We start from the raw sequence: 11,725 nt of genomic DNA, 5'->3' as shown, positions 1-11,725 counted from the left end.
AAAAATAATGGAAACGCAAGAAACAACAACAATCGTAAAAAATCTCGACCTGACCGCAAATCCCGCGCCCCTCGGACTAACGGCGTTCGGAATGACCACCGTGCTCCTGAACCTGCACAACGCCGGGTTCTTTGAACTGGGATCGATGATCCTCGCCATGGGGATCTTCTACGGAGGACTCGCCCAAGTCGTTGCAGGGATCATGGAGTGGAAAAAGAACAACACGTTTGGGACGACTGCATTCCTCTCGTACGGGTTTTTCTGGCTCTCCCTTGTTGCCCTGATCGTGCTACCGGCGATGGGGCTTGCCGCAGCAACAACAAAAGGTGCAATGGCTGCCTACCTTATCATGTGGGGGCTGTTCACCGCAGTCATGTTCATCGGTACCCTCCGGGCGAACAGGGCTCTGCAGTTCGTCTTTGGTTCGTTGACAATCCTGTTCATCCTCCTCGCACTCGGGGAAGCAACAGGTAACGGGACCATCACCATGATCGCAGGATACGAAGGACTCCTCTGCGGCTTCTCCGCGATCTATGCGGGTCTTGCGCAGGTGCTCAACGAAATGTACAAAAAGACGGTTGCACCGCTCGGATGATTGCAGATTCCGGGAATAAAAAACGAACTCTTCTCATTTTTTCCGGAAAAATACTAAAGATATCCGGTATATTCAAAGAAACTGGTTTCCCGCGATTATTTTCCGGAGATGACTGACTTTCAGGACATCTGCCGAATCCTTTTGCGCTGGGCTATCCGGTACCCGGAAATGACCTGGATCGAGCTTCCGAATTCCGAGTCGAGCTCACTATCGCCGGTATCCACCAGCAGTTCAGGCGTCTCCTGTAGTTTGTGCGGCGTGGCGACGACGATAATATTTCGTATGCCCGCTCGTCTGACGATCGCTGCGCTGACCTGCTGATTCCCCCGCCCCAGAATGAAGCCTTGGGCCCCGATAGGACTGATGATAATCCGGATGTCCTCCTCATTTTCCACCAGGTTACAGAGGGTTTTTTCATTGGCATCCTGCGTTACAATCCTTCCGTTTTTTATTACGTCAATGCCAAGGAGGGTTTTTGGAATCCCAAGGTTTCGTGCGATTGCTTCCGTTGTCGTCCCGGCCCCAAGAATATAGAGCGTGTCCGGTACCATCACTTCATGGATGAACCGGGCGATCTCATCTTTTGCACGCTTCTCGTCGGTCTCTTCAAACACCTGCTTGGGAACCTGGACCATGCCGGCAATGACAGGAACGGAGGCGACACCAAACAGCCGGGTTGTGAGGATTCCGGAGCGGTACGCTTCTTCGTCCACGTCCATGATCTCTGCATCCCTCAGGATAGTCTTATCCGACCCGGCGATCATTTCAGCCGCCGCACCGGGGGTTATCGCAAAGACCCCCGAGTACATCTTCACTCCTGCAGGAATACCAAGGATGGGGATCTTCCTCCCTGTTACCGAAAAAACGTCCCGGGCCGTCCCGTCTCCCCCGCAGAAGAGGATGAGATCGACACCCTCATTGAGGAATTCCTGCACAGCGGCCTTTGTATCATCAGCGGAACTCTCACTCTTGCCAGTAAAAACTACCCGATAGCCGGGTATCCCGGCCTCCTTGAGGATCGTCTCTCCCATATCACCTGAGCAGGTTAAAAACAGCAGGTCGGGATCCTTTTTCAGCAGGCTAAGTGTCATCTTCGCCCGGTTCCCGGACTGCGGCGTCGCTCCCAGGGACCTGGCCTCACCGACCCTGCCATCGGTTCCCTTGAGGCCGACTGCGCCTCCCATGCCGGCCACCGGGTTGACGACAAAGCCGATCCGGTACATAAAAAAGGTCAGGTTATTTTGGGGATCCGGCTGATGGCCTGTTTGATCAGCTCGTCCGGGTATTCATAGTCCACCAGCTTGCCGGCATAGTAGGCATCGTATGCCGACATATCGAAATTGCCGTGACCCGAGCAGTTGAAGAGGATCGTCTTCTCTTCACCGGTCTTCTTGCACACAAGTGCCTCATCGATCGCACATCTGACCGCATGGGAGGTCTCGGGGGCAACGATGATCCCTTCCGTCCGGGCAAAGGTCTGGGCTGCCTCGAAGACTTCGCTCTGGTGATAAGAGACCGCCCGCATCACACCGTCGTGGACAAGACGTGAGACAATCGGAGAATCCCCATGGTAACGGAGGCCCCCGGCATGAATTGACGGAGGTACGAAATCATGGCCCAGCGTGAACATCTTCATGAGCGGCGTGAGGCCGGCCACATCGCCGAAATCGTATGTATAGAGTCCCTTCGTGAGCGTGGGGCACGAAGCGGGTTCGACACCGATGAGATCCACATCCTTGTGCTTTCCGGTCATCTTGTCACCTGCAAACGGGAACGATATCCCGGCGAAGTTTGACCCGCCGCCGACACAGCCGATCACTATATCGGGATATGCATCCACCATTGCAAGCTGCTCGCGGCATTCGAGCCCGATCACGGTCTGGTGGAGGCAGACATGGTTCAGCACGGAACCCAGCGCATAGTTGGTGTTCTCATGCGTTGCTGCATCTTCGACAGCCTCGGAGATGGCAATACCCAGAGCCCCCGGCGTCTCCGGATCCTTTTCAAGAACCGCACGACCGGAATTCGTTTTTGTGCTGGGGCTCGGGATGCATTCCGCTCCCCAGACCTGCATCATCGATTTCCGGTAAGGCTTCTGGGCATAGCTGGACCTGACCATGTAGATAGTACACTGGAGATCGTAGAGCATCGTGGCAAAGGCGAGGGCCGATCCCCACTGCCCTGCGCCGGTCTCGGTTGCGATCCGCTCGATCCCGGCCTTCATGTTGTAATAAGCCTGGGGGATGGAAGTGTTGGTCTTGTGGCTCCCGGCCGGGCTGACTCCTTCCCACTTGTAGTAGATCTTCGCCGGAGTCTTGAGGAATTTTTCCAGCCGGTGTGCACGGTACAGCGGGCTCGGCCTCCACAGGTGCAGGACGTCTTGTACCTCTTCCGGGATATCGATATGACGGTCGGTAGTCACTTCCTGCCGGATCAGCTCCATCGGGAAGATCGCTTTCAGGTCATCGGGGCCGACCGGCTTGTGCGTGGCGGGATGGAGCGGGGGATCGAGCGGGGAGGGCAGGTCTGCCTGAATATTATACCATTTCTTCGGCATCTGCTCCTCATCGAGGAGGATCTTTGTCTTCATATACAGTACTTACTTTGTATAAATAAATACATTGTGGAACAAAATTGTGTATTAGTGTAATTTATTATGCATTTTTTGTTCTGCCCGATCCAAAGAGTCGGGAGGTGTTCCGGCATTATGAGAAGATTCCGGTACGTGTTCTCCCGGTATTCACCGGTTGCCTGGTTTTCGCCCCGGTCCTGTCTCGCTTTCACTCTATTCCACTTTGAAAACATCTATAACCGGATGGGAGGATACTCAGTGTGATGAGCCGGAAAACAGTACCAACGTGTACTGCCTCTGACTGGAACGAGGTCTGGAAGTACCAGCAGGCCCGACATGAGTCCTCAAAACTCCCTGAAGACAAGACCCACAACTGGAACAACCGGGAGAGCGCGGAGCGGTACGATGCCAACTCCCGCAGTGAGTACGATGCCCGCATCCGCATGACACTCGATGGACTTACGGTTACCCGGGGTTCCCGTGTGCTGGACATCGGTGCCGGCCCGGGCACGCTCGCAATCCCGCTTGCGCCCCGGGTGAGTTCCGTAACTGTGGTCGAACCGGGTGCCGGCATGGTCTCCCTCCTGAAAGAACGGGCTGCACGTGAGGGCATCGCCACGATCCGCTGCGTACAGAAACGGTGGGAGGAGGTTGATCCTGGACAGGATCTCACAGGCCCCTACGATGTCGTGATTGCTTCCCTTTCGCTGACGATGGAGGATATCCGTGCTTCCCTCCAGAAGATGGATGCCGTGGCGCAAGGGATGGTATGCCTCTACTGGTTTGCGGACATGCCATTCTGGGAGAAGATGCACGCCGATCTCTGGGAACCGCTCCACGGGACCCCGTATTATTCCGGTCCGAAGGCCGACTGCTTATTCAATGTCCTGTACCAGATGGGGATCTATCCTGACGTGGAGATGATGCCACTCGATAAGGAGTACCGGTTCTCCTCACGGGAGGATATGGAGACATTCTTTAACCAGCGGTTCAATGCGCAGTCTGTGGAGCAACAGGAGATCGTGCATCAGTACCTAGCACCGCTGATCCGGGTGGAAGGCGGCGGGATTGTAATTTCCGGGAACTCAACATTCGCAAAGATCTGGTGGAAAAACAGTAAAGATTGATATTTAGTTTCCGTCGAGTCTACGTATGCGCAGCATGGCTTCTTTCAGCCGCTCCATCGAGGTCGCATACGAGAGCCGGAGCCATCCGGGTGCATCGAATGCACTGCCGGGCGTCACTGCGACGTGGGCATTCTCCAGCCAGCGGGTGGCAATCTCCGTGTCATCCCCGGCCACCTTGACAAAGGCATAGAATGCCCCGTCTGCCGGTGCAGTTGCGTAGCCCATATTCTTCAGTTCGGCAATCACGTATTTACGCCGCCTGTCAAACTCATTCCGCATATCTTCGACACACTGCTGGTCACTCCTGAGGGCAGCCACCCCGCCAAACATCGCAAAGGTGGTGGCCTGGCTGACCGAATGCTGTTGCACCTTGGACATGGCTTTAATGATCTCGACCGGGGCGACCGCATACCCGAGACGCCAGCCGGTCATCGCGTAAGACTTCGAAAAACCGTTGATGGTGATCGTGCGCTGCGCCATGTCCCCAAGGGAGGCGAGCGAGATGTGCTCCTTACCGTACACCAGTTTCTCATATATCTCATCGGACATTGCGTAGATATCCCTGTCCTGGCAAAGATCGGCCACGAGCTTCAGCGAGTTCTTGTTCAGCACGGCCCCCGAAGGGTTTGAGGGGGTGTTAACTATGATCATCTTGGTCTTCGGCGTGACACGTTCGAGGATCGAATCGTCGAGCTGGAAACTCTTCTGGTTGACCGCATGCTTGACGACTTTGCCGCCGGCGATCTGGACACAGGGCTCGTACGAAACCCATGCCGGGGTGAGGAGGAGCGTCTCGTCACCGGGGTTCAGGACCGCCTCCGTTGTCTCGTAGATCGCATCCTTGGCCCCGCAGGCAACGATCACCTGCTGGGGAGTGCAGGTAAACCCATTCTCGCGGTTGATCTTCTCGCTGATCGCACCGAGCAGTTCGGGAATACCATTGCTCGGGGCATAATGGGTCTCCCCCCGCTTCAGGGCATCGATACACGCGTCGGTGATGTGCTTCGGGGTATCGAAATCGGGTTCGCCGATCGACATACTGATGACGTCGATGCCTTCCCGCTCCATCTTCTTGGCTTTATCGGAGATGGCGATCGTGGCTGAAGGGGCCACGGCCGCGATCTTTGCCGAGAGGGACTTCATTTTAATCGCTTGACAAGCTTGATAGCGGATTCAACGGCCCGCTTCGCGTAATCGATCCGCTCGTTCGCCTCGAGCCGGGTCATGCCGGGCCCGGAGATGCCGAGCGTGACCGGCTTGCCGAACTCAAGCGAGAGGTCGATGATCTTCCGGGCCGCATGCTGGACCACGATCTCGTCGTGCTGGGTCGAACCCTCGATCACGCAGCCGATCGTGACGACCGCGTCCACCTTGCCGCCGGTCAGCATCTTCTTGATCGCGAGCGGCATGTCGTAGGCGCCCGGTACGTAGAAGGTCTCGGTCACTTCCGCGCCGAGGAATGCGGCATGCTCGCGGCCTTCAATCTCCATCATGTACGTGATGTCGCGGTTGAACTCCGCGACCACGAATCCCAGTTTAATCGGGTTTGTATCACACATAGCAGATCATCTCTTGTGAATGGTCATAAATCCGTACGCCCGGTCATGGGCGTGAGGTCAGCGACGGGCGGGGCCGGCATCGGCGAATCCCTGCCGCTGGCCGGTACCAGCCTCCTTTTCCAGGTCCTTCGGGTGAAGGACCAGCTTGACCGTGTTGACCGCGTGCTCCCGGGTGCGCTGCTCGGCAAGCCAGGCAAGCTCCTTCCCGTCCTTTGCCTCGTCCTCGTGCACGAAGACCTCAATGATGTGAGTGTTCGTCATGAGCTGGCACATGATCAGGCCCTGCGAGGCCTCGTGGGCGCACATCCGGTCCTTGTCTTTTCCCCCGGGCATACCGAGCGCCATCACGATGTCGCACCTGCGTTCCTCGATCAGTTTCTTGCAGGCCACCGGCAGGTCCTTGATACCGGGCACGGTCACCCGTTCGATGGCAATACTTGCATGTTTTTTGAGCTCGTCGACAGCAACGGCTCCCATGTTGACGCGTGAGAAGGTGGTATCGGCTACGCCCACCTTCATCCCAGCACCTCACCGGCTGCCAGGACACCGTCGCCTTTCGGCGTGTATCCCGACTTCTTCAGTGCGATCTGGGTTGCAGCGAGCGTAGCGAGGATCTCCGGTGCACTGACTGCACCCATATTCCCAATACGGAAGATCTTCCCGTTCAGGTGGTCCTGGCCACCCGCGATGATGATGCCCATCTTCTTGATGTATCCCCGCATCACGTCGTCCTTGACACCCTCGGGATATTCAACAGCAGTCACGGTAGTCGAGTACCCGTGAAGTTTATCGATCTTCGGGAAAAGGGAGAGCCCCCATGCCTTTGCAGCTGCCTGGACGGCGTGAGACATCTTCTGGTGGCGTGCGATCCGTGCGGTGAGGCCTTCCTCCTCGATGATCAGGCACGCCTCGCGGAGCGCAAGGAAGAGCGGTACGGCGGGCGTGTAAGGAGTTTCCATCGGTTTTCCCGCGGCGCTCTTTTTGTACGCCGCGAGATCGAGGTAATACGGCGGGTTCTTTGTGAGCCGCTCCCATGCCCTGCTGCTCACCGAGACCATTGCGAGCCCAGCGGGGGCCGCCAGGCATTTCTGGGAGCCGGTGATCGCGATATCGACGCTCCACTTGTCGGCTTCGACAATATCGCCGCCGATAGAGGTTATGCCGTCCATGATGAAGAGTGCATCATGTTTCCGGCAGAGCTTCCCGACTTCCTCTGCCGGGTTTTTGATACCTGCCGACGTCTCGTTGTGGACGAGGGTGACAACCTCTGCCCCCTTCTCGAGCTGCGCCTCAAGTGCCGCGAGGTCGAGCGGGGTGCCCCACCCGGACTTGATCTCGTGCGCTTTCCCGTAGCGCTGGCTGATCTTGAAGAGCCGCTCACCGAACTTTCCGTTCACGAGGCAGGCAATCTCCTTGTCCTTTCCGATGTTCGACACCGCGGCTTCCATGCCGGCCGTGCCGGATCCGCTGATGACAAAAAGATCATTGGCGGTCCCAAACGTGGTCTTCAGTACCCGAACACAGTCGGCATATGCGGCCCCGAACTCGGCGCTGCGGTGGTTTATTGCCTGACGCGACATCGCGAACCTGACCCGTTCCGGCATCGGCACCGGGCCCGGCAGCATCAGGAGTGGTTCTTTTTCCATGTGGATCTGCTCATAGTATATCTGGATAAGCACAATATATGTTTGGATGGCTCATATGACTGACGTGGCAGTTATTTCGGGATCCGCTTCTGACGCTAAGATCACCGATAAAGTAAAAAAAGTCCTTGAAGAGAACAACGTATCGTACGACGCCCAGATCATCTCAGCCCACCGGGATCCTGATAAGCTCGATGCCTACATCAAGAGCAGTGATGCAAAGGTCTTCATTGCGATCGCCGGCCTTTCCGCAGCCCTGCCCGGCGTGATCGCCTCAAAGACCGATAAACCGGTGATCGGTGTGCCGGTCAGCGGGACTCTCAACGGGCTCGATGCGCTCCTCGCAATCGCCCAGATGCCAAAAGGCGTGCCGGTGGCCTGCGTTGGCGTGGACAACGGGGACAATGCCGCATGGCTCGCGGTCCGGATCCTGAAGCTGAAATAAAAAAAGGCCGTACATTTTTTCACCAGGCTTTCACCCGGGTCAGGAACGGGAGCTCAGGACAGGGAAATAGTCCGGCTCATGGGCAGGATTATGAGTCCTCCTGCTGAAACGTTCTTACTATGCCCATCCTGCACGAGCCGGTCATTACGCTCGAAGAGGTGAAACTCCGGGCCCTCTCGCTTTCGTCCCTTGAGCTGGACGTGGTGATCCGGGTGCAGAATGCAAACCCGATCGGTGTTACCCTGCGGGAACTGCCGTTCACCGTGTTGTGCCGCGACACTGAGCAGACGCGGCAGATCGCTGCAGGAAATACAGGCCGGGTGAAGATTGCTGCCCATGGAAATACCCTGCTGCATGTCCCGGTCAGATCGCAGAACGCAGCACTCATCGGGGCGCTTGCCGCTTTCGTCACCCGGGGGAACGTGCAGGTCACGATCAAAGGGACGGCGATCATCGACTGCCTCCTGTTCGGCTGGTCGGTTCCGTTTACGAAAACCCTGCCGGTGACTATGGAGCAGGTCGCCGATTCCCTTACCGGGCAGAAAAAGAAGGAGTGAGCGCCGGCTACCGGTCCAGCCGGACCTCCATAGGAGGGGGTTGGCCGGAGACCCCCCCACAACCCGGATTTTTTTTCGCGCAGACCCCCCTGCCCTGTTGCAGGCAAGCGGCAGGGAACCCCCCCATGCAGGGAGGTCCGGGAATGTGATTTCAGATGTAAGAACCTGAAGTCCGGGGTGTTGAGCGGACAGGTAGGGGGGGTTCCACCCATACCCCCCCTGCCAAATATTTTCTGAGGGGGTGGGGGTGCCTGCTGCTGATGGTGGGGGGACTACCCCCCTCCCTGACCGCTTGGGAAAATGGGGTTTGCAGACGGGAAGTGCAGTGGAAGCCGGGAGTTTGGACGTGCAAAAGGAGGTGGGGGGGAGGGGGTACCCCCTCCTCCCGGTTAGAGTTTATTACTGATCACAAGAGGAGGGGACAGTGCCTGTCCCCACCGCCCCTGCGCATCGCGATGCTGCGGGTATTACCTATTCGGGCGTTATCGTAATCGGGGGCTGCCCCAGCGACGGGAGTGAAACCCCCGAGAGCGTCCTCAAAAATTGTTTCTCAAAACCTATTCAATAAATTTACTCAAGCTTCTTTGAGCTTCCGTAATCCATTCTATATTGTGGATCTTTGGTTGAAAATATGTCAACAAATTAATTGCATATTTAGGATAATCCGTTGCATCAACTCTAAAAAATTCAAAAAATAATGATTCTTTATCAATGTTTACACCAGAATTTTCATCACTGGCTTTCAAATGAAACGTACTATTTCTTACGCGTTCAAGAATTAGGTAATCAGTCCAAACCTTTGAATTTTGAGATTCCGGAGAATCGATTTTGAGAATTTTTGGGAGTATTATGCCCAATTTCATTTTCGTGGAAATATGACTTTCCTGAAGTTGGATTTTATTTAGAAATTTTGCTTTTCCATTCATAATTACAGGAATAGTCCCAGTTAGGTAATTTTCAATAATTTCATTACAAAATGTATCGAGAGATTGTGCACTAAAAGCCACGGTAATCATACAGTACTCAAAATAGTTGTAAAGATGTGGATGATTTTCTAATACTACTTGTTTCCCAGCTCCATACGGGGTGACCGTTGGCTGAAGAGATAATGTATTTCTCAAGGAAACCGCTTTTGATGACGATTCTATTGCTATATGTATTGCCAAAGCAGCGGGGCGGGGTCGAATAAATCCAATAAGGTCGTTACTAGCGGTTCGGGTCAATGAAGAGTGAAATAGTGGAGCCCCTGCTTTATGAGACGGTCCACCAAGGTACGCAGCAGGAACATCTCTTGCGAGAAATGTGACACCCCACATGCGCCAGTCAAATTTGATTTTTTCAGTTTCCATCAAATAAAGATCAAATTGTAATATTAAATAAATTATTAAAAAGAGTAAGTTGTTTATTTCCTCTTTTTACTGGTCTTCTTCTTCCCTGTCCCGAACAGCTCGTTCACCATCTTGACGGCGCACAGATCCCCGCACATCGAGCAGGTCTCCGTCTCCCCGTCCCGCTCATGGATCTTCCGGGCATGTTCCCCATACAAAGCGAGCCGGAACTGCTCGTCCCAGTCGAGCTCGTGCCGGGCCTCGGCCATCTGCACCTCGCGCTCCATCCGGAACCCTTCTGGCCTGCGGACGGTATCGCCGACATGTGCCGCGATCTTCGCGATCCGGGTGCCCTCGATGATATCCGAAACGTCAGGAAGGGCAAGGTGCTCGCTCGGCGAGACCATGCAGAGGAAGTCTGCGCCGTTCAGGCAGGCAGTAGCACCGCCGATAGCCGCGACCACGTGATCGTAGCCCGGGGCGATATCGGTGACGAGCGGGCCGAGCAGGTAGAGCGGGGCGTGATCGGTGATCTCCTTGATCATCCGGACATTGTAGCCCACCTGGTCGAGCGGCATGTGACCCGGGCCCTCGATCATCCGCTGGACACCGGCGGCGTGCGCCCTTTTTGCCAGCAGGCCGAGGGTATTGTATTCCACCGACTTTGCCAGCTTCTCCGCGTCCTGCAGGCAGCCCGGACGCATCCCGTCGCCGAGGCTGACCGTAACATCGTACTCGGCAAGGATCTCCAGCAGGTAGTCGTACTCGGCATAGAGCGGGTTCTCCTCCTCCCGCTGCATCATCATCGCGCAATGGAACGACCCGCCCCTGCTGACGACCCCCATCAGCCGGGGGTCGGCTTTGAGGGCATCGAGTGCCTGGAGGTTCACGCCGCAATGGAGGGTGAGGAAGTCCACGCCCTGTTTGCAGTGCTCCCGTATCACCTTGAAGAGCAGGTCGCCGGTGACATCGCCGGCATTGCCAGCCCTGCGGACCGCTTCGTACACGGGGACCGTGCCGACCGTGGTATCGAGTTTGAGAATCTTCTTCCGGATCGCGACAAGGTCGCCTCCCGTGGAGAGGTCCATGAGGGCATCGGCGCCATTGTCGAGCGCTGCCTGGGCCTTCTTCATTTCGAGTGCCGGGTCGCAGCGGGAACCCGAAGTCCCGATATTGATATTGATCTTGACCGTGCATCCTTCACCGATCGCACACGCCTTGTGTTTCCGGCCCGGGTTCTTCGGGACCACGATCCGTCCGTCGGCGATACCCCGGGCAAATCGTGCGGGTTCCATTCCTTCCGCCCGTGCCACGGCCTCCAGTTCTTTGGGAAGCCCTTTGCGGCACCTGCGGATGAGTAAATCCATAAGAAACATCTGCCGGGAGTCCTTATTATTGTGCATGCAGGTCAGGTGGATTCCCGGTGAATCGGCATTTGCCAACGCGTATCTCTACGGAAGCGTGCTCGTGGATGCAGGGGTCATGCCGATGGCAGTGGCTCCCTACAAGGAGCAGATCGAGACGGTCGTACTCTCGCACTGCCATTTCGATCATATCGCACGGGTAAAGGAAATCGCGCACATGTGCAAAGCGAAGGTCGCCATCCTTGCAAACGATGCCGCTGGACTGGTCGAGGATGCGCGGAGCCTCTCGTTGCACTTCGGTGCCCGGTCACCGGGGATCCTGCCGGATATCAAACTCGCGGATGGAGATACCATTGGCGATCTCGTGGTCATCCATACTCCGGGCCACACACCGGGGAGCATCTGCCTCTGGTCAGAAGCTGACCATGTCCTCATCTCCGGGGACACCGTCTTTGCCGACGGGTATTTCGGCCGCTACGACTTCCCCGGCGGGAGCAGGACCGATCTGGCCCGGTCGCTCGACCGGCTCTCGGTG

13 protein-coding genes are annotated in these 11,725 nt (G+C 56.3%); 5 read left to right on the top strand and 8 right to left on the bottom strand.

What is annotated here, in order from left to right; genetic code table 11:
• Positions 1-7: 7 nt before the first annotated feature.
• Positions 8-595: an acetate uptake transporter gene (locus WBL42_RS10490; RefSeq protein ID WP_424721219.1), complete on the top strand. Its 588-nt coding sequence runs from the start codon at positions 8-10 to the stop codon at positions 593-595.
• Between the two features lie 119 nt (positions 596-714).
• On the opposite strand, the gene WBL42_RS10485 is transcribed toward WBL42_RS10490, so the two are convergent.
• Together WBL42_RS10485 and WBL42_RS10480 are read right to left on the bottom strand one after the other, a co-directional pair.
• Positions 715-1,818 carry an ATP-NAD kinase family protein gene (locus tag WBL42_RS10485; RefSeq protein ID WP_424721218.1) on the bottom strand — a complete coding sequence of 368 codons (1,104 nt, stop codon included), beginning with the start codon at positions 1,816-1,818 and terminating at the stop codon, positions 715-717.
• Between the two features lie 8 nt (positions 1,819-1,826).
• Entirely contained in the window at positions 1,827-3,185 is a 1,359-nt protein-coding gene (locus WBL42_RS10480) for a TrpB-like pyridoxal phosphate-dependent enzyme (RefSeq protein WP_424721217.1), read from the bottom strand.
• A 245-nt stretch (positions 3,186-3,430) separates the two neighbouring features.
• Between WBL42_RS10480 and WBL42_RS10475 the strand changes: the two genes are divergently transcribed.
• Positions 3,431-4,294, top strand: a complete 864-nt coding sequence (locus WBL42_RS10475) for a class I SAM-dependent methyltransferase (RefSeq protein WP_424721216.1) — start codon at positions 3,431-3,433, stop codon at positions 4,292-4,294.
• 3 nt (positions 4,295-4,297) lie between these two features.
• On the opposite strand, the gene WBL42_RS10470 is transcribed toward WBL42_RS10475, so the two are convergent.
• Genes WBL42_RS10470 through WBL42_RS10455 form a run of 4 tightly spaced genes read right to left on the bottom strand, consistent with a single transcriptional unit; the run spans position 4,298 to position 7,499 of the window.
• Positions 4,298-5,437 (bottom strand): pyridoxal phosphate-dependent aminotransferase, encoded by a 1,140-nt coding sequence (locus WBL42_RS10470; protein WP_424721215.1) that lies wholly within the window; start codon positions 5,435-5,437, stop codon positions 4,298-4,300.
• A complete protein-coding gene (gene ribH / locus WBL42_RS10465) occupies positions 5,434-5,853 on the bottom strand; it encodes a 6,7-dimethyl-8-ribityllumazine synthase (RefSeq protein WP_424721214.1) in 420 nt (139 codons plus the stop codon). Before ribH ends, WBL42_RS10470 begins: the two co-directional genes overlap by 4 nt.
• Positions 5,854-5,910: 57 nt before the next feature.
• A complete protein-coding gene (ribC, locus tag WBL42_RS10460) occupies positions 5,911-6,372 on the bottom strand; it encodes a riboflavin synthase (RefSeq protein WP_424721213.1) in 462 nt (153 codons plus the stop codon).
• Positions 6,369-7,499, bottom strand: coding sequence for a pyridoxal-phosphate-dependent aminotransferase family protein (locus WBL42_RS10455; RefSeq protein WP_424721212.1), 1,131 nt, complete (start codon positions 7,497-7,499; stop codon positions 6,369-6,371). Before WBL42_RS10455 ends, ribC begins: the two co-directional genes overlap by 4 nt.
• A 55-nt stretch (positions 7,500-7,554) precedes the next feature.
• Between WBL42_RS10455 and purE the strand changes: the two genes are divergently transcribed.
• Positions 7,555-7,941, top strand: coding sequence for a 5-(carboxyamino)imidazole ribonucleotide mutase (purE, locus tag WBL42_RS10450; protein ID WP_424721241.1), 387 nt, complete (start codon positions 7,555-7,557; stop codon positions 7,939-7,941).
• 119 nt (positions 7,942-8,060) lie between these two features.
• Positions 8,061-8,498, top strand: coding sequence for an LEA type 2 family protein (locus WBL42_RS10445; protein ID WP_424721211.1), 438 nt, complete (start codon positions 8,061-8,063; stop codon positions 8,496-8,498).
• Between the two features lie 557 nt (positions 8,499-9,055).
• Here WBL42_RS10445 and WBL42_RS10440 read toward each other — a convergent pair.
• Both WBL42_RS10440 and thiC read right to left on the bottom strand, forming a co-directional pair.
• Entirely contained in the window at positions 9,056-9,847 is a 792-nt protein-coding gene (locus tag WBL42_RS10440; protein ID WP_424721210.1) for a hypothetical protein, read from the bottom strand.
• 53 nt (positions 9,848-9,900) lie between these two features.
• Positions 9,901-11,202 (bottom strand): phosphomethylpyrimidine synthase ThiC, encoded by a 1,302-nt coding sequence (thiC, locus tag WBL42_RS10435; protein ID WP_424721240.1) that lies wholly within the window; start codon positions 11,200-11,202, stop codon positions 9,901-9,903.
• A 25-nt stretch (positions 11,203-11,227) separates the two neighbouring features.
• On the opposite strand from thiC, the gene WBL42_RS10430 reads away from it, so the two are divergent.
• Positions 11,228-11,725 (top strand): MBL fold metallo-hydrolase (locus tag WBL42_RS10430; protein ID WP_424721209.1); only part of this gene is annotated, 498 nt, incomplete at its 3' end.

The organism is Methanoregula sp., assembly GCF_049686655.1.
Classification (GTDB): domain Archaea; phylum Halobacteriota; class Methanomicrobia; order Methanomicrobiales; family Methanospirillaceae; genus Methanoregula.
The sequence above is the reverse complement of the archived record's forward strand: the minus strand, read 5'-3'. Positions and strand labels throughout refer to the sequence as shown.